The following is a 17,123-nucleotide window of genomic DNA, read 5'->3' as shown; positions in this document are numbered from 1 at the left end:
ACGGCCTCCTCTGCGATGCCTATGCTCTGAACGTACCGCGTGCCCCGGACATTTCCTGCACGCGGCGCGCCGGAGAATGCATCGCTACGGGCGACGCAGCAGCCAGTCGACGCGCGGTTCGATCACCGGGCGGAACACGCGGGAGACCCGCGTCAACGAGAGCAGCACCGCGAGCGCGATCCCGCATCCCACGAGCAGCAGCAGACCGCCCGCGCCGACCCCGGCCACGGCGTCGACCGCTCCCGTCTCGCGCAGCACCCACACCACGGGGCCGTGCAGCAGGTAGACGTAGAGCGTGCGCGCACCCCACGCGGTCATCGCGCTGCGGCGTCGCGGCGTCACCACGAGCACCGCCAGGGTCATCGCGGCCGCCAGCCCCAGCAGCGCCGCGGTCACCGCGATGCCGCCGAGCGACACCCACACCCACTCACTCGGCTGCCAGTCGCCGAGCGGCGCCCGATCGAATACGGTGAGGTAGTCGTCGCGCCAGATCAGCCAGCGGTCGATGCGCCAGACGTCTCGCAGCTGCGGGGTGAGCGCGAGCAGGATCGCGAGCGTCCCGAGCAGGCCCCACGCGGCGATGCGGGCCCACCTCGCCGGCTGCACGAACCACTGCCCGTCGAGCCAGCCGCGATCCCGGATCAGCCAGCCGGCCACGAAGAACGGCAGAAACACCAGCGTGCGCGAGGCGGAGAACGCCGTGCCGACGGCCGGCAGCAGCCCCGATCCGAGTGCGAGCACGATGGAGAACAGCAGCGGATGCCGCAGCCTCGCGATGTAGGGCAGCAGGATCCGCATCGTCACGAGGGAGACGAGGAACCACAGCGTCCACGCCGGATTGACGAGGAAGCCGGGACCCGGCCCCCGGCCTTCGACGGCGAACCTGATGATCGACCAGATGCCCTCCCACAGCAGCCAGGTCGCCAGCAGCTGCACCGTCGACGTGATCGCCTTCGGCGTGGTCTCCGGCTTCGAGAAGAGCCCCGAGAGCAGGATCATCGCGGGCATGTGGAAGAGGTAGATGAACGCGTAGAGCGCGAAGCCCGGTGCGGAGTCGGTGCGCACCGTCGAGATCATGTGCCCCACCACCACGAGCACGATCAGCAGGAACCGCGCGTTGTCCCAGTAGGCGATGCGCGGCTTCGACGCGGCGGGCGCGGCGGCAGCGGCTCGTTCGTTCACGCCACCAGCCTACGCGGCGCGCGACGGGGCCGAGTCGGCCCGGGAGAGCCCCGGAAACGGGAACAGCCCCCGCCGGAGCGGGGGGCTGTCGATGAGAGCCGCCTGTCGGATTTGAACCGACGACCTGTTCTTTACAAGGACGCGACTTGCCCCGACTACGTACCCTCCTGGATGGTCGAGGCGGTGAACGCACGATGAGCAACCCAGCGCTGATCGACTTCCGCGCTGGCCTTGACCAGTTGCAGATGGAGCACCGGACTTCCATCATGTGGCACCCCGGCCACGTCAACTGGGCTTGCTCCTGCGGCGCTGAGTCCAGGGGCGTGGGAATGCGGACCGAGAGGCAAGCGAGCAGCGCCGCGGAGCGACACCTACGATTCGAACTGGACCGCATCTTTCAGTCTCAAATAGCTGACCGCACCGCCGAGCGTCAACGCGCCGTTGACGCCAAAACGCGCGAGGCGGGGGCGTCGGGGTGAGCGTCGAGACGCGGCCTTTTCTCGCGGCTGTGCGGCGGATGATTCGCGCTGCGGGGCGGCGGGTGGCAGAGGCCGATGAGTTCGAGCTGGCAGACCTCGCGGCCCTTCGTGACGAGGTGGACGACGTAATCGCCCGGGCGGTCGCCTCGTGGCGGGCTCGGGGTGAGTCCTGGGCCACCATTGGCGAAGCCCTGGGGATCAGCAAGCAGGGCGCACAGCAACGCTACGGACAGACAAGGAACAAGAATTGACCGATCAGCCGACACTCTGGGATGACACCGAAGCCCTGCTCCAGACTTGGCGCGGGTGGCAGGTAGCGCAGGGACTCTCGACGCGCACGTGGGAAGAGCGTGATGCGACGATGCGGCACCTGTTCCAGACGACCGGCGCAACGCCGCGCACACTCGCCCCGTTTCACATCATCATGTACTGCGGTCGCCCGGACTTGTCCGACGCGAGCCGGGCGAGCTACCACGCGACAATCCGGGCGTTCTGCATCTGGATGGTTCGGGCACGGGTGCGGCCCGACGATCCGACGCACGAGACGCCGAGGCCGAAGCGGCCCCGCTCGAAGCCGCGCCCGCTGTCCTTCGAGGCCGTCACCGCGATCCATGCGTCTGCGAATCGGGCGCGCACGCGAGCGTACATTCTGCTCGCTGTGCTCCAGGGGATGCGCATCCACGAGGTCGCGAAGATCAGGGGCGAGGATATCGACCTAGAGCGCGGCACGCTCTACATTGACGGCAAGGGCGGAGCGCGCGAGATCGTGCCGCTGCACGACGACGTGCGTACCCTCGCGCTCAAGATGCCGCGCACGGGCTACTGGTTCCCGGCTTACACGGTCGAGGGGTGCGTGGGCCGCAAGGCCGTGTACGCGGCAATCAAGGGCGCGATGACGCGGGCCGGATACGGGCACTCGAAGCCCCACCAGCTCCGGCACTCCTACGGCACCGAGCTGCTGGCACGCGGTGCTGACCTCCGTGTGGTGCAAGAGCTGATGAGGCATGCTGACGTGAGCACGACTCAGCTCTACACCGATATCCACTGGGATGCGAAGGTGGAAGCCGTTGGGCGACTCTCCTTTAGTCTTGCGGCGTAGAGATAGGATCAGCCTATGAGTGAAACGAATGCAAACCATGCGCCGGTCAACGGTTATCCTCAGCTAGTTCCTACCGCCATGAACGCTTTTCGCGCACTACTGTGGGCTGGATTGGTGCTTGTCGGGATTGCTGCGGTAGTGGCAATTATCGGTTTCTCGAATGACGGGTACGGGCAAGAGTTGGCGCAAGCTACAGCGTTCGCGTTCGCAGGCGGTATGTTGCAGTGGGCCACCCCCTTCCTGGTCGGTGCTGGCATCATTGCAGGGCTCGGTAAGCGCGAAGCCGCGCCCGCCGCCAGCGGCTCGCCCGCCGCCAGCACCTCGCCCGCTGCCAGCACCTCGCCCGCTGCCAGCAAGCCGCCAACGAGCGGGGCAAGTGGTCAGGGTGTATACGTGCCGGTAGCGGAGTAGACCAAGAAGCCCGGAGCTCATCAGCGCTCCGGGCTTCTTAGTGCGGCTATTCGCGGGTGGTCGTGTAACAGATAACATCTGTTACACGATTCCGCGCTATTCGCGGGTGGGGTGGGCGACGGCGAGGCCGGTGACGCTGAGCAGCGCGGCACCGAGCACGAGCATGGAGCCGATCTGATCGGGGGTCATGAGGCCGTAGGTGAGGGCGACGCCGCCCGCGGCAACGAGCACACCGTAGGCCCAGCGCCGTCGGGCGAGCGTCCACCAGGTGCCCCGCTGGGACCGGTCACGTTTGAGGATCGGCATTGGTCAGTCTCCTGTCTCGTAGAGGTGTGCGATGTGGGCGGGCGGTGCCGGGGGTGGTCCAATCCCGCCCCGGTAGATGTGATCGATGAGGAGGCGGGTGTAGGTCCACAAGCTGACGTTGGTGGACGCTGCCCGCCTCATCGACCGCCACACGAGCGCGGCGATGCTCGCGACAGTGCCGATTACGGCGGCACCGATCACGCCAAACGCGGCGACGAGAGCGGTCAGGATCGCGTCGCTCATCACGCGTGCTTTCGGACTGCCGCGAGGTCGTCATGGAGCTTGTACCACTGCGACTCACTCAGCTCAGCGAAGTTGCCGGGGACGCCGAAGGCTCGGGCCATTGCGGTGGCGTGACCGCCGTCGCCGTCCTGCCAGACGTGAGCGAACCCGGATTCGGGATTCACGAGCGCGTCGTAGCGCGTCCCGTTGATGTGCGTCGTGACGCCTGCGGTACTGGTAGCCATGTCGTTTGTCTCTTTCTGTGTAGGGGTGGGGGTGGAGGTGATGTAGGGCATGGGGTCCACAAAGCTGCCAGCGATCAGTACCTCGCCGTGGAGGTGGTCGCCGGTGGCGGCTCCGGTGCTGCCGACGTAGCCGATGATCTGCCCGGCCTGCACCTCGTCGCCTGCGGAGACGGCGTAGCCGGAGAGGTGGGCGTAGCGGCTGGAGCACTGCGCCGCGCCGAGCTGGATCATGTTGCCGCCCGCTGGCGAGCCGTCGGCGAAGGTATCCCACCAGATGCGATTCACACGGCCCGAGTGCATCGCGCGCACGGGCGTACCTTCAGGGGCTGCCCAGTCCTGGCCGCTGTGCAGCTGCGCGCGCACGACGCCGGGAATCTCGGCGCGCCACCCGAAACTGTCGGTAGGGCGGCCCTGGGGGCAGGGGTGCACGAGTCGGATGCTCATGCGGCGATGTTCAGCGTCATCGACGCCGCGTAGTATTGGCCTTGCTCTGCCCCTGCCGCGGTGCCGTACCCGACTGGCGACGACACGACACCGGCTGCGCTGAGGTGCAGCAGGCCCGTCTTGCCATTTGAGGAGTAGAAGTTTCCGCCCATCAGGGCGACTGCCGGACGGAACTGGGCGGGGATCGTGAGCATGTTGGCGAAGCTCGCCGTCGCTGTGTCGGCTTTCAGGAAGAAAACGATGTAGACGACCGTGCCGACGCGGCTGACGCCGACGCGGTTGCCGTAGCCGCCCGCCACCCATCCGGGGCCGATCGTCGGGGTGACCCATGCTGTCGGGGTGGTAGCGGTTTCAAGCGCGGCGACTCGTGACAGCACGAGATTCGGGTCGGTGCCACGATAGTCGAAGGATGCCAGGGCAGCCTCAATCCCTTTCGCCATCGCTTCGAGGTGCGCGGGGAGGTCACGGGCGAGGTCACCACCCTCGGGGACGGGGAGGTTGTACTTCGGTAGGACTTTCATGATGCTCCTTGAGTGATTTGGCCGAGTAGGCCAAGGGTGATGTTGTCGGCGTAGCTGTCGTAGGTCGCGGTGGGCGAGGTGACGAGCTGCGCGATCGTGAGGGGTGGCGCGGTGCTGCGAGGGACCGGGGCGAAGCGCAATGTGTGCCGCCACCCGTCGGGCGTGTAGACGAGGGTGCCGCCGATGACCTGCATCATGGGGTCGATGCCGAGCTCGTGCGTGGCGGCTGACCCGGTGATGAGAATCGCCACGTCAAGATAGGCGACCGGGGACGAGTGGAGGAGCTTCGTGCGCAACGCCGCGGGCACGGCGTCATAGTCGCGTTCCAGGTCGATAGTGACATCTGGCTGAGCAGTCTGCCCATTGAGAGCAGCGATCATCTGAGCTGTATCCGCTACAGTCTGTGCCGTGGTGCGATGGTGGGGGCGAGCAAGCTCGGGTCGCGACCCGATCGTGGCATCCCTTTCATCGGTACTACCCCACCCAGGGGCTGGAATCATTGTGCCGATGTTGGCTTTGCGCGCATACACCCGGGAGTCGTCTGTCGATCCGGGAACGGTTTGCCCGTATGCCTTTCGAGACTCGGCAAACACCAGTGTGGACCCAACATATACATTGGGGTCGAACTCGATCAGGCGCTGAGTGAGCAGCCGCCCTTCGAGTTCCACTCTGCCGATAGCGGTAGTGGAGTCGGTTGAAGTGTCCATTCCCTCGGCAACCTCAAGAAGTGAGGCCGGGACAACGCAGAGCGACCCGGCCGACTTAATGCGCAGTCGCCCGGCCTCGTACACCAGAGGCACAGCAGGGCGGACCACTGGGCGGGTGAGGGTCACGGAATCTGAGGTCGGGTCAAAGCAGGGCTCGCCCAGTGGGATCGTGGCGTACGTCTCGCGGATGAGATCCCACGCAGTCGGCGCATCGGCGGCTGGCCGCGCGCTGCCGTTAGCTGGGATCACATACGAGGCCACCTGCAGCGAAACGTCGCTGACGAGCCCAGCCGCCAAGACCTGATCGCGCATGGAGTCCCAGTAGGCGAAATATGTGCCACGAGCAGAGAACTGGCTGCTCCACCCGAAGTAGGGGAACTCGCCGACCTCACGGCGAGCAATGTTTTCAAGCTCCCAGCCGCGGGCTGGGCCAACGGTATCGGGGACGGGGATTGGGATGGGTCGAAACATTCTCACGTCGGCGCTGAGGTCGAGTGCGTGAATCTTGGCGATCCAGTAGGGTTCGTTGGCTTGGGCGTCTTCATCCCAAACAGTGACTCGCCGCCAGTCGGTCGATCCGATGCGCCCGCGATAGGTGCGGGCACCGTCGACGTAGATTTCGATGATTGCGCCCTGGTACTGGTGCATGTGGGTCACCGGCACCGGGTGCACGATTTCGATCGTGAGCGCTGCTGGCGGCACGTCATCGAAATGCGTGGCAGCGCCCCATTTGATTGTGATGGGTTGGAGCGCGGTGGGTGTGACGGCTGACCAGTGCGGGTCGATGACGGTGCCGCCGATCTTGACTACCGGCTCATAGTGGGTCGCCATGTGGTGCCTCCTGCGGGGGTCGATCCGGTAGACCGGGAGTATTTTGCGAGCAGACGCTCGATCTGGCGTGCCGTGCTGTCAGGGTCGATCGCGCCCTGCACGGTGATGTTGACTACCTGTGCGGGGGCCTGCTGTCCCGCGGGGGTCGCCGCGGGCATGGCTGGCACGCCCGCGAACCCGGCGATCGCTGACGTGGCGGCAGTCGGCTCCGCGGCGGTTCGAACGAAGAGCGCGGGGCCGGTGTCTGCCGTAAATGCCTCGGGGAGTGCGAAGGTATGCGCAACCTGAGCAGTCTGGCGGTCGAGACCCCAATCGACGCGCGAGAGGCCGTCGGACGCGCCGAAGAGTTGGCCCACCCAGTTGATCGCGTCGATGACCCAGTTGATGAGGTCTTCGACCCAGCCGATCATGGATGCGATCGCGTCGCCCCAGATGACCTTGACGTCTTCCCAGTTGGTGGCGATGAGGATGATGAAGCCGATGAGGGCGGCGATCGCGAGGATGATGAGGCCGATGGGGTTCGCGCTCATCGCGACGTTCCAGATCACCTGTGCGGCGGCGGCGATCTCGGCGGCGGTGCGGTACGCCTTGATGCCGAGTACGAGCGCGGCGATCACGCCCGCGAATCCGCCGACTACGAGAATGAGGGGCACGAGCACTTCCGAGTTCTCAGAGAAGCCCCGTGCGAGGTCGGCGAGCAGGGTCGCTCCCTCGGTCACGAGCGGGAGCAGAGCGGTGCCGAGGTCTGCGGCGGCGTCCTTCCACTGGGCTGCTGCCACCTGCCCTGAGACCGCTGCCGTATCCATCTCCGAGGCGAACATTCCGTGGGCGTGCCCGGTCTGCTCGGCGAGCAGCGCCAGGGTGGCGTGCGCCTCGGCGGTGGTCTTTGCCTGGCCTTCGAGCCCGCCCAGCCCCATCTCTGCGAGCTTGGCGTCGATGGCGGCTTGCTTGATCGTGACGCCGTAGCGTTCGATGGGGTCGCGCTCGCCACGCATGAGCGAAGACAGCGCCGCCACCGCGTCCGAGGTGGTGCCGTTGAAGACTGCGGCGAGGTCGGCACCCATCGTGATCAAGTCGTCAGTCTGGGATACCAGGTCAGCCTCGTCGATGCCGAGATTCTTCATCTGAGCACCGAGCACGGCAGCCATCTGCTGGTACTCGGACTGGGCGAGGCCGACACGGCTTGCGGCTCCTTCTGCGAGCTGCCCGATTGCTTCCGCGTGGCCGCCGAACACAGCTTGCATCGCTCCGGCTGACTGCTGGAGGTCGGATGCTGCCTGCACGGCGGCCACCCCGGTGGCGACGATTCCGGCCATGGCAACCGCGGAGGTCGCGGCGACTTGGTTCAGTGACGAATCGAACTCCTTTGCGGCGGCTTCGGTGTCGCGGAATCCGGCCCGGGCCTCCTTACCGTCGGAGATGATCTTTACCGCGAGTACGGCAGTCTTACCGGCCATTGGCTTCCTTCATCTCTTTCAGCACATGCACGACGGTGGCGATGGTGGTGTCGTCAGCTCCGAGCAGCCAGGGGGCGGGTTGCCCGGAGGCGACGGCGAGGGCGATCAGATACCGGCTGCGGGAGCCGGACGGGTAGGGTCCGCCTCGATGCCTGCCTGCTCCTTGATCTGGTCGGGGGTGAGACGCGTACCGTCCGAGTCGGACAGGTAGACCTCCAGGCATCGGTCGTTGAACGTCTCGAACTGCTCGTTGGGGGGCAGGTGCCCGGCCAGGGCGAGCGCGTGCCACGCGAGGATCGTGAGCCACAGCGACGGTGCATCCTTCTGGACGGGCCAGCCCCGGTTCGCGCGGAGCAGGTCGTATTTCACCTGGTTGCGGTTGTCTGTCTGCACGGTGACGGCCTGCTGCTCGTTGCCGGTCTGGAGCACTGCGGTGATGATGGGGGACTTGATCATGAGATGCCTTTTACTTTCTCGATTGCTGCGGCGACGTGGTGCTCGTAGACCCGTATCCACCGGCCTTCGGAGTCCTGCGCGCCGTGCGACAGGAAGGGGTTTGCTTGGATGGGGCCGCCGCGCCACTTGCCGCGCGGGCGGGTGTACCAGCCCCAGTGGATGGGGCCGGCGTAGGGGACCGATTTGAATCCGGCCCGGATGATGCCCGCCGTCTTGGTGCCGCTCGATCGGATCGTGTCGCGGAGGCGACCGGTGCGAACGGGGGCGAGGGCTGCTGATGCTCGCGCGGCGATGCTCGCGGCGGCGGCGTGCGCGTCCTTGAGGTCTTGCAGGCTCGCGTCGGCTTGGCGCAGGGTGGATCGCAGTTCGCGACCCCCGAGCACCTCTACCACGGGCTTCTGGGCCATTTACTGGAGGTCCACGAACTCGGGCGCGCCGTTGAGGTCGAATTCGACTTTGGCCGAGGGCTTCGTCTTCACGTCGCCGCCGATCTCGATCGGCTCGACGGTCAGCTCGCCCTTGATGCCGCGCTCCAGCGAGTTGTTCGGGTTGTAGACGAACGGGTGGACCTCGCCGCGGTGTTCCCACAGCCACTCGGTCACGGAGTCCGCCACGCCGAAATCGGATTGCAGGGTGACTTCGAGCTTGTGAGATTCGGTGCGGTCGCCGGGAGCGGAGCCCCCCGAGAGCACGGTGATCGGGTCGCCCTTCTTGACGCTCGGGATGAGCTTTGCGCCGAGGCACTGCTCGCTGAGGTTCATCAGCGCGGCGGGCGCTCCGATGGTCAGCAGGCCGGGGCCGACTTCTGGGGTGTAGATGGTCATGTGGTGCGCTCCTTGTATGCGGTAGTCGGGTTGAACGTGATGAGGTAGCCCGCGAGCGGGGGCGTACCGCTGGGCTTGAAGCTGTCTGCGGTAGCGCTCTTCATGTTGAGATTCGCTTGAATCAGCGCCTCCAGCATGTGATCGAGGGTCTTCCATGCGTGATCGAGGTTGTCGGGCGGGCCTGCGATCGCGATTGCCTCGTGTGTGACCTCGATCTGGGTGTAGGTCGGGAACTCAAGGTCGGGTGCGGGGAAGACGATGACGCCGTGGCGGGCGGCTGACTCGATGTCAGCCGGGTCCGAGGTCACGAGCACCTGGTCGAGCCCGTAGTCGCTCAGCGCCGCTTCGACGGCGGCTTTGAGGGCGAGATAGTGCCGGTAGCGGGGCGGGTCTGTGGTCATCAGGCCATTCCGATCGGTATCCAGTTGCGGAGGATCGCGCGTGCGGCGCTCATGGGGTCGCGGGCGATCCTGATCGGCGCGGCGTCGATGCCGTCGAAGCTCGCGATGCCGTGCCGGGTGCGCTTGCGGGAGTAGAGGTCGGCACCAACCTCCAGGACGCACCGGCTCACGATCTCGTCAGGCACCTTGTGAGGGTTGCCCTCCCCCACGGCGCGCGCCACAAGCAGCTGAGCTTCCTCGGCGCACTGCTGCGCGTGCTGCTGATCCTCTGCCGTGGTGGCCTGCACGTAGGTGGCGAGGTCGTGGGCCGATGCGTCCTGGTCGGCCATGGCTACGCCGTGATCCCCTCGACGGGCAGGATCGCCTTCGGGTACTGCGACGCGCGCGCCTGGTAGCCGTAGTAGGCGAACTCCTCGACCAGCTCGACGGGCTTGGAGTCGGTGAGCTGGAGCGGTGCGCCCCGGTTCTCCCAGGTGGTGTACGCGAGCGTGTCGTAGAACGCGGCGGTGCCCGCGGCGGCTCCCGGGAAGAGGCGGAACTTCACGCTGGCGAGGTCGCCGACGAGGCCCGTCAGGTTGATCGTGCCCACCTGGTTCACGGACTGGCCGGACACGGACACGAGCGAGTCGCCGCCTGACGATTCGAGGCGCAGCAGCTTCTTGAACACGTCCTTGGAGACGAGCAGGCCGTCGAGGGAGAATCCGCGCTCATCGAGCAGGTCGGCGGCGTCCACCACCAGGTCGAGCCAGTCGTACGAGTCGGGCGACGCGGTCATCGTGAGCTTGTTGTCGGCTGCGATCTGCTCGGTGATGAGGGCGCGCACACCGGCTCGGGTGGCAAGCTCGGTCTGACGGGCGTAGGCGCGAGCCATGGCCCGGAACGTGGTGGTGACGTAGGCGGCGTTCGCGCGCTCGATGACCTGGCGGGAGAGCGACGTGGCACCACCGTAGGTCTTGATCGGCACCGCGTCGGAATCGAGGGTGATCTTCCCGAACTTGAGCTTGTCGCCTTCGTTCTCCTGCTCCTCGACCTTCGTGGTGTCGGTGCCGTCGCGCAGGTATTCCATCGTCATGCCCTTGTCGGGCAGCACTTCCTGCTGGAACAGGCCGGTGATGGGGCGTTTCTGCTCTACGAAGTGGAGCACGTCAGCGATCCAGGTGTTCGGCGTCTCGGTGTCGGCGATCTTGCCGCCCTCGTAGGCGGCGTAGAACTCGATCGCGGGCTGCTCCTTGCGGGCGAGCGCCTGCAGGAACTCGCCCGGGGTGTCCCATGCGAGGGTCGGGCCGGAGGGCTCGCCCGTGAGGGCGTCGGCGAGGCGCGTTTCGAATGCGCGCTCCAGGTTCTGCTGCTGGGCGTCGAGCGCGGCTTCGAGCTGATCGGCGGTGATTGCGGTCACGGGGGTCTCCTTGGTGGGGGTGATGGGGGTGGGGTCGCTGGTGAAGGTGACCGACTGCACGCCTGCGTCGATAAACGCGGGGATCGCGCAGAGCGACGTTTCGTTGAGCAGCGCCTGGTGGGCGACCACGTTGTCGGTCTTGTCGTCGTAGCTGTGCTCGGTGATCGTGAGGCCGACAGAGAAGCCGTCACGGAGCTTGGATTCTGCTTCCGTGAGTGCGCGGTCGCCGTTCTCGCCTTCGGGGATTGCGAAGGTGGCGGTGAGGGTCTTCGGGTCCAGGGCAGTCATGTAGCCGATGGGGTCGCGCGGGTCGTGGTCGCGGAGCAGCTTGACACGATCGAGGGGCTGGCGGGGGGTGATCGCTCCGGCCTTGATGACGAGTCCGCGCCGGTCGTCGGTCGGGCGGTCGTAGAAACAGATGACGCCTGAGATCGTGCGACTGCTGCGATCGACGGCCAGCGTCTCGCTGATCGCGAGTTGGGCGGTGATGGGCTTCACTTGGTGCCTCCAGTGGTGGGAACCGGGCGGGGGATGCGTTCGAGCTGGGCGCGCTGCTCTTCGGTGAGGGGCGGGAGCCCTTCGTGGGCGCGCACCTCATCGGGGGTCTTCCATCCGCCGTCGAGCGCCGAGCGATGCGACTCGTAGCGGGTCTTCGTGTCGGCCCTGAGCAGCGATTCGACGTTGCACCGGACCTTCTGCCCACGCGGCGTGAGCTTGGTCAGGGCGTCTTCGATCTCCGAGAGCACTTTCATGAGCGAGAACCGGACGTAGATGGTCAGGTCTTGCTCGATGTTGGAATAGGTGTCGCTGGTGCCTTCGACGGCGGCGAGGAACAGCGCGGGCGGGATGCCCATGATGCGGGCGATCTGGGTCGTCGTGAAGCTCTGCGACTCCAGGAACTGCACGTCGGCGGGCTTGAGCAGGATCGGCTGGTATTTGAGGCCGGAGCCGAGCACTTTCAAGCGGCGCGGGTCGTGCCCCTCGATGGGTTCCCCGTCGGCGGTTTCCCCGAACCAGTGATCTTTGTAGGTCTGGGCGAGGGGGCCGTCGATCTGCTGCTCCGTGGTCAGGATGCCTTCGGGTGTGGCCGACTCCGTGAACCATGACGCGCCGTAGTCGCGGGCGTCGAGCGCGCCGGAGAACTCGACGTTCGCGGCCTGGATGGGGCCGAGCCCGTGGGCGTGACCGGGGACACGGAGCCGCTTGAGGTGTCTGATCCGGGTGTGGTCGTACTCTCCACCACGCCAGGTGTAGGTGTCAGGCTTGCCGCGGTGCTGGATGACACGAACCTCGTGCGGATGGATCGGACGCACGTCCACAACCGGGCCGAGGCCACCGGCCTGCGGGGCGCGCACCGTCTCCCAGAACGCGTCCCCGGTGGTGTACAGGCTGACGGTGGTGTACTCCATGAAGTCGCCGAGCGACATGCCCTGGCAGGGCTCTTCGATGAGCGGGGGCGTCGGGATCACGATGCCGCCGCGCTCGACTTGGAGGCGAACCTGACGGGCGCTGGTGGCGTGAATGTCGACCGCGCGGTACACGGAGCCAAGTGTGAGGGCGGTGTCGGCGGAGATGTAGCCGCGGGCTTCACGGGTGGGGATCGTGAGGGATGATTCGACCTGTTGCTGTGTGTCCTTGGCGGTGGCCGCGAACGTTGCGCCGGACCACCGGAGGAAGCTTGACCAGATCGACATGCCCGTTACATTCGCGCCCCCGGCCCGCCTCGCGCGAGTTTCGAGGGAGCCGGGGGCGCATGTGGGAGCGCTTGGGAGCGCTTGGGAGTCAGAACAGTTGCAGCTTGGGCACTTCGTCGGGGAGGTGATCGGCCCCCCAGGTGGCAGCGTTCGCGGCCTCAAGTGCGGCGATCGAGCCGACGGAGAGGCGGCGACCGAGAGTCCACGCACCGTCCTGCACGAAGCGTCTGGTTGCCAGTTCGGCGGAGGTGTCGAGGGCGGCGTGTGGGCGCTGTTTCCAGGCGAGCGTGCCGTCGGCGAGCGGTTCCGTGATCCACGAGAGGATATTCGCGGCGCTGCTCGCGACCGCGCCCGTGTTCAGCGGGATGAGGGGGAGCCCGGCGCGTTCGGCTTGGTCGGCGAGCGTGGCGGATGGGCCGTACTTGTCGATCGCGAATCCGCCGATCTTGAGTTCGGTGGCGCGCTCGTGCAGCTCGCGCAGCTTCGGGAACACCCATGAGACGCCGGGGGCGTGGTACATGACTTCGACCACGATGCGGGCACCTTGCCGGACGGCGGCGACGATCGCGGCATCGACCCCATCGACGCCGATTGCAGCGCCCACGGCCATGCGCCCCTCTGGCAGCAGTTCGGCGGTCTTTGAGGCGTTCCAGGCGTCGAGGGGGAACACTCGGTCGGCGGAGCCGGTGCGGCGGTTCCCGAACGCGCGCGCGAACTCGGCTGGGGCATCGCGGAACGTGTCGGCCATTGCTTCGAGCGTTCGCATGTCGAAGAGGTGCCGATAGCCTGGGTGCCGGGATGCGACCACGCGCAGGTCGGTCGGGTCGTCGTCTTCGAGGAGCCCCCAGTCGAAGAACGCGGTTCGGCCCCCGTCGGTGAGGTCGCGTCCGCGCTGCTCATCGAGCATCGGGTTAAACCATGTGCTCTCGATGGTGCCCTCAGTTGATTGGATGTAGATCTGGGGGCGCTGCCCGAGCGCTTTCGCACGGGTGAGGAGCGTCGGGGCCAGCCCTTGCAGGATCGCGTTGCCCGTGGCGTAGGAGTGCCACCACGCCTCATCGACGGTGATCTTGTCGGCCTGCTTGCCGTGCAGCCAGTTCTCAGTGGGCGGGAAGGGTCGCCAGGTCGAGCCGTTGAGCCAGGTGAGCGCTTGCGACCCGTTCGAGCGGCGCGGCTTGCGGGTCGCGCGGCGCAGCACATGGTCGGGGCTCATGACCTCTTCCCACTCGTTCGCGATGCCGGTGAAGTGGTCGCTTGCGTGCTGCCCGGACTGCGCCGTGTACCAGACGCGGCGACCGGGGCCGTGGAGGCCGACGGAGAGCCCGTGCGAGAGGTCGAAATCAGTTTTGCCTACCTGGCGCGGCATCGTAACGATCACGCGGTCGTAGTAGAGTTCGCCGGTTTCGGGGTCCAGCTCGCCCACCACGTCGGCCATGTGCTGCTGGTGCGGGAGGAAGGGCCGCCCGCGGAGCTTAGCGACGGCTGCAGCCTTCCCACCGATCGTGGGCCGGTCAAGGCATCTCGGGGTCGCGAACCTCGGCGGCGTCATGCCGGGTGGGAACGGTGCCCAGTTCAAAGAGTTGGCGCACATCTTCGGGGATTCCTTCGGAGTCAGAGGCGGTGTCGGCGACGCCGCGGAGGGCGTCGAGCATGGTGTCGAGCTGCTGCGCTTCGTTCGCGACGGCGCGGCCCTTGGTGTTGCCTGCGTCGATGTTCTTGGCGAGGCTGCGGCATATCTGCGCGCGGGCTCGCTGCGATGCGTCGAGCGGTTTTTCAGCGTTGATCGCCTCCACGGCTTCCCGCACGGCGGTTTCTGTCGGACCCTCGCCGTATTGGTGGGAATTGGGGCGGTCTTCCCCCCATAATGGGAGGGTTCCCGCTTCGGTTTCAGTGCTCATTTCACTGCCTCGTTTTTTCTTTTTCCCCGGTCGAGGGGGAATTCGGATGGGGGATGCACAGGGTGTCGGCGGGGCGTCGCGGAGAAAACCGGGCGGCGACTACCACGGCCTCGACGGCTGGAGACCGGGCGTCGATGTGCTCGTCAGCTCGCGATGCTTCGAGGCCTGAGACACGGGTGGTGGTGTCGGTGTCGCGTCGTCGGGGCGGGCCGGGTTGATGCGGGTCGCCGCCTGCATCGTCGGATCGCGATGCTGGTCGTACCAGCGCGCCACTACCTGCTGCCAGTCCGGTGGCCGTTCGGCCTGGCACCGGGCCTCGACCACCTCTCTGCCAGGGTCTATGACGATGATCGGCCACCTGTTCCCGCGCCACTCGGCCAGCTCCTTCGGCGTCGGCAGGGCCTTGATGAGCCATACCCGGCACGGCGTGTAGAGGCGCTGTGCCTTCCCGATCGCAGCCTGCCGGGCAGCCACGGCCAGGGTCTTGATGTGGGGCGGGTAGACGTGAGTCTGATCAAGCGGATTTGGCATCAGCGCACGCGCGAGCGCGTCGAGGTCGATCGTCACATCAGCAAGCCCAGCGTGCTCCCGAATCCACGTTGTCTTGCCCCCGGCAGGCGGGCCAGTGACGATGATGATCCGCGCACCCGTACCGGCCAGGTTCCGATCCTGCCGCTTGCTGTTGCAGCTCCGGCAGGCGGGCAAGCAGTTCTCGATCGTGTCCTCTCCGCCGTGCTCAAGCGGGATGATGTGATCTCGGGTCGTCGCCACGTACGTGCAACCGGCGAGCCGTAGGTGGCACTCGTGCCCGTAGTGCGCGAGCACCGCGGCGGTCATCTTCGATGACTTGGACCCGCCTTTGTGGTTGCGGCCCATCAGCACGCCTTCCGGCGGTCGTTTACCCAGGCGTATACGTCGGCCCATGCGTAGCGCACCGTGCGGCCCTCACGCACGAAGCGAGGGCCGCGACGAGGCTGACCCGGTTTCGGGTTGCGCCACTTCGCGAGCGTCTTCGGATGCACACCCAGCCACGCCGCAAGCTCAGCCGGAGAGCACCACTTACTCGCGGGTACGCTCATCGTGTACGCCCCTTCCAAGCGAGCCACACGCACACGCCAACGGCGGCGAGCAGCAGCAGGCACGATCCGAATCCATCGGGGGCGGTCGCGGTCATCGTGCGGTCCTCTCGGTTGCGGCGCGCTTACGGCGCGCTCGGCGGTCGTACGGGGTGGCGCGCTGCACGACGGCGAGCATGTCGCCCGAGATCGGGTAGGCCAGCAGCTCGGGCATCTCGCCCGCCATGTCGTGCAGCATCTCGGCATCGTCGTGGGCGTGGATCGCGGCGCACAGCTCAGCGTGCGCGGCATAGGCGCGGCTCATCAGGGTGCCTCCGGTACGTAGTGCTGGCAGTCGGGAACGTTGCGGTGGGGTCCGAGGTCGCGGCATCCGCCACAGCGCTCCGCGCGGCGGTTGGCGCTGCTCTCGTGCACCTCGTCCATCAGCTTTCGGTCGAGCATGTCGAGGCGTTCGTAGGCCAGCATCAGCGCCTCCACCCAGGTGAAGGCGAACAGGGGCAGCAGGGTGTAGCCGGGGACGGGGCCGAACTCTGCCGCCCACAGGCTCGGGCGAACTCTGCGAACGCGGGCGCGGAGCTTGATCGTCATGCGGGCTCACCGCCGAGTGTGCGCTTGTAGGCGTTCCCGGCTTCGAGTTCGTCGGCGGCGCGTCGGAGCACGTTGATGATCTGGTCGGGGTCGTTGGTCAGGGTGCCGAGTGCGGAGGCTCGCCCTCGCTCATCGATCATGAAGACCAGCGGCATTTTGGACATGTCGAGGGGCACCGCGTTGACGCCGTAGTTGGTCTTGAGTCGGCGGGTGGCGAGATTGACGGCTTGCTGCTGGTGCGGGGACGGCGTGGTCATGGTGTGGCCTTTCGGTAGCCTTGGAGGATGGAAAGTGTGCCTCTGGTGTTGGTTCTGTGGTTGGTGCTCGGCCTGTTCGGGGCGATCGTGAGTCTGTGGATCGTGTGGGCCGTCATTCGTGGGGCGGTCCTGTCTGCTCTTCGTCGTCATGCTGAGGAGCAGGCCGAGGCCGGTCGCCTCCGGTAGCTGCAACCGCGTCTGCACCGCAGCGGAGGCAGATAGTCGAGGTGGCAGGGATCAGGTGCTCGGCGGCGTGGCGGGCGGGGCATCGGGTAGCCAGCATGAGTGCGGCAACGGCGGCGTCATCCTCGGGCGAGCGAGGCGGCTGCGGTGGCGGCACGCTCGCCGGGTCGAACTTCGGCGGCTTCGGGGCGGGCGGCACCATAGAGCGACTGCCGCTCCCCCGGCTCAGGTCCGGGCGCTTGATCGGCTGGTGCTTGCCCTCGGCCTCGGCGGCTCGGCGTGCGGCCTCGGCGATCTTCTGGCCGGGCGACCAGGCCGCGTACTCATCCACCACATCGGCGGAGTCGGTTTCGCGGTCGTCCCCGCGCGACTCCCGGGGTGTAGCTACAGAGTTCCCCACAGGTGGATGGTTAAGGGACGGTTCGGCGGGGCTGTGGCCCCGGGGG

At 66.8% G+C, this 17,123-nt stretch carries 23 protein-coding genes; 3 read left to right on the top strand and 20 right to left on the bottom strand.

Going from position 1 to position 17,123, the window contains the following annotated elements:
- Nucleotides 1-84: 84 nt before the first annotated feature.
- Nucleotides 85-1,182, bottom strand: coding sequence for an acyltransferase family protein (locus H629_RS0110765; protein ID WP_024357263.1), 1,098 nt, complete (start codon nt 1,180-1,182; stop codon nt 85-87).
- A 475-nt stretch (nt 1,183-1,657) separates the two neighbouring features.
- Here H629_RS0110765 and H629_RS14225 point away from each other — a divergent pair, with 475 nt between their 5' ends.
- Genes H629_RS14225 through H629_RS15405 form a run of 3 tightly spaced genes read left to right on the top strand, consistent with a single transcriptional unit; the run spans nt 1,658 to nt 3,171 of the window.
- On the top strand, nt 1,658-1,912 hold the full coding sequence (locus H629_RS14225) for a hypothetical protein (protein WP_205618708.1): 255 nt from the start codon (nt 1,658-1,660) through the stop codon (nt 1,910-1,912).
- Nucleotides 1,909-2,760 (top strand): tyrosine-type recombinase/integrase, encoded by an 852-nt coding sequence (locus H629_RS14605; RefSeq protein ID WP_051137887.1) that lies wholly within the window; start codon nt 1,909-1,911, stop codon nt 2,758-2,760. The genes H629_RS14225 and H629_RS14605 overlap by 4 nt, the downstream gene beginning before the upstream one ends.
- Before the next feature lie 15 nt (nt 2,761-2,775).
- Nucleotides 2,776-3,171, top strand: a complete 396-nt coding sequence (locus tag H629_RS15405; RefSeq protein WP_161608018.1) for a hypothetical protein — start codon at nt 2,776-2,778, stop codon at nt 3,169-3,171.
- Nucleotides 3,172-3,267: 96 nt separating this feature from the next.
- On the opposite strand, the gene H629_RS14215 is transcribed toward H629_RS15405, so the two are convergent.
- From H629_RS14215 to H629_RS0110660, 19 genes are all read right to left on the bottom strand, one after another.
- Complete coding sequence (locus tag H629_RS14215; protein ID WP_024357260.1) at nt 3,268-3,477, bottom strand: hypothetical protein; 210 nt, start codon at nt 3,475-3,477, stop codon at nt 3,268-3,270.
- A 3-nt stretch (nt 3,478-3,480) separates the two neighbouring features.
- Complete coding sequence (locus H629_RS0110740; RefSeq protein WP_152485699.1) at nt 3,481-3,720, bottom strand: hypothetical protein; 240 nt, start codon at nt 3,718-3,720, stop codon at nt 3,481-3,483.
- Nucleotides 3,720-4,388, bottom strand: coding sequence for a M23 family metallopeptidase (locus H629_RS15725; protein ID WP_024357258.1), 669 nt, complete (start codon nt 4,386-4,388; stop codon nt 3,720-3,722). The genes H629_RS0110740 and H629_RS15725 overlap by 1 nt, the downstream gene beginning before the upstream one ends.
- Nucleotides 4,385-4,909 carry a hypothetical protein gene (locus H629_RS15400; protein WP_024357257.1) on the bottom strand — a complete coding sequence of 175 codons (525 nt, stop codon included), beginning with the start codon at nt 4,907-4,909 and terminating at the stop codon, nt 4,385-4,387. The genes H629_RS15725 and H629_RS15400 overlap by 4 nt, the downstream gene beginning before the upstream one ends.
- A complete protein-coding gene (locus tag H629_RS0110730; protein WP_024357256.1) occupies nt 4,906-6,447 on the bottom strand; it encodes a hypothetical protein in 1,542 nt (513 codons plus the stop codon). The genes H629_RS15400 and H629_RS0110730 overlap by 4 nt, the downstream gene beginning before the upstream one ends.
- On the bottom strand, nt 6,423-7,904 hold the full coding sequence (locus H629_RS0110725) for a phage tail tape measure protein (protein ID WP_024357255.1): 1,482 nt from the start codon (nt 7,902-7,904) through the stop codon (nt 6,423-6,425). The genes H629_RS0110730 and H629_RS0110725 overlap by 25 nt, the downstream gene beginning before the upstream one ends.
- Nucleotides 7,905-8,009: 105 nt before the next feature.
- Complete coding sequence (locus tag H629_RS0110720) at nt 8,010-8,360, bottom strand: hypothetical protein (RefSeq protein WP_024357254.1); 351 nt, start codon at nt 8,358-8,360, stop codon at nt 8,010-8,012.
- Nucleotides 8,357-8,767, bottom strand: a complete 411-nt coding sequence (locus tag H629_RS0110715) for a hypothetical protein (RefSeq protein ID WP_024357253.1) — start codon at nt 8,765-8,767, stop codon at nt 8,357-8,359. Before H629_RS0110715 ends, H629_RS0110720 begins: the two co-directional genes overlap by 4 nt.
- Nucleotides 8,768-9,184, bottom strand: coding sequence for a hypothetical protein (locus tag H629_RS0110710; RefSeq protein WP_024357252.1), 417 nt, complete (start codon nt 9,182-9,184; stop codon nt 8,768-8,770).
- Complete coding sequence (locus H629_RS0110705; RefSeq protein ID WP_024357251.1) at nt 9,181-9,585, bottom strand: hypothetical protein; 405 nt, start codon at nt 9,583-9,585, stop codon at nt 9,181-9,183. The genes H629_RS0110710 and H629_RS0110705 overlap by 4 nt, the downstream gene beginning before the upstream one ends.
- A complete protein-coding gene (locus H629_RS0110700) occupies nt 9,585-9,914 on the bottom strand; it encodes a hypothetical protein (RefSeq protein ID WP_024357250.1) in 330 nt (109 codons plus the stop codon). The genes H629_RS0110705 and H629_RS0110700 overlap by 1 nt, the downstream gene beginning before the upstream one ends.
- A gap of 2 nt (nt 9,915-9,916) precedes the next feature.
- Nucleotides 9,917-11,479 (bottom strand): phage major capsid protein, encoded by a 1,563-nt coding sequence (locus H629_RS0110695; protein ID WP_024357249.1) that lies wholly within the window; start codon nt 11,477-11,479, stop codon nt 9,917-9,919.
- Nucleotides 11,476-12,675: a phage portal protein gene (locus tag H629_RS14595; protein ID WP_024357248.1), complete on the bottom strand. Its 1,200-nt coding sequence runs from the start codon at nt 12,673-12,675 to the stop codon at nt 11,476-11,478. The genes H629_RS0110695 and H629_RS14595 overlap by 4 nt, the downstream gene beginning before the upstream one ends.
- 88 nt (nt 12,676-12,763) lie before the next feature.
- The gene (locus H629_RS0110685) at nt 12,764-14,110 is read right to left on the bottom strand and encodes a hypothetical protein (protein ID WP_051137886.1); all 1,347 of its coding nucleotides are present in this window, start codon (nt 14,108-14,110) and stop codon (nt 12,764-12,766) included.
- 76 nt (nt 14,111-14,186) lie between these two features.
- Nucleotides 14,187-14,573, bottom strand: coding sequence for a hypothetical protein (locus H629_RS0110680; RefSeq protein WP_152485698.1), 387 nt, complete (start codon nt 14,571-14,573; stop codon nt 14,187-14,189).
- A gap of 99 nt (nt 14,574-14,672) precedes the next feature.
- Nucleotides 14,673-15,449 (bottom strand): HNH endonuclease, encoded by a 777-nt coding sequence (locus H629_RS14590; RefSeq protein ID WP_161608016.1) that lies wholly within the window; start codon nt 15,447-15,449, stop codon nt 14,673-14,675.
- 294 nt (nt 15,450-15,743) lie between these two features.
- Entirely contained in the window at nt 15,744-15,953 is a 210-nt protein-coding gene (locus H629_RS0110670) for a hypothetical protein (protein ID WP_024357244.1), read from the bottom strand.
- Nucleotides 15,953-16,237 carry a hypothetical protein gene (locus H629_RS0110665; RefSeq protein WP_024357243.1) on the bottom strand — a complete coding sequence of 95 codons (285 nt, stop codon included), beginning with the start codon at nt 16,235-16,237 and terminating at the stop codon, nt 15,953-15,955. The genes H629_RS0110670 and H629_RS0110665 overlap by 1 nt, the downstream gene beginning before the upstream one ends.
- Nucleotides 16,234-16,494, bottom strand: coding sequence for a hypothetical protein (locus H629_RS0110660; RefSeq protein WP_024357242.1), 261 nt, complete (start codon nt 16,492-16,494; stop codon nt 16,234-16,236). Before H629_RS0110660 ends, H629_RS0110665 begins: the two co-directional genes overlap by 4 nt.
- Nucleotides 16,495-17,123: the final 629 nt, after the last annotated feature.

It is taken from the genome of Leucobacter chironomi DSM 19883, assembly GCF_000421845.1.
Taxonomy (GTDB): domain Bacteria; phylum Actinomycetota; class Actinomycetes; order Actinomycetales; family Microbacteriaceae; genus Leucobacter; species Leucobacter chironomi.
The sequence above is the reverse complement of the archived record's forward strand: the minus strand, read 5'-3'. Positions and strand labels throughout refer to the sequence as shown.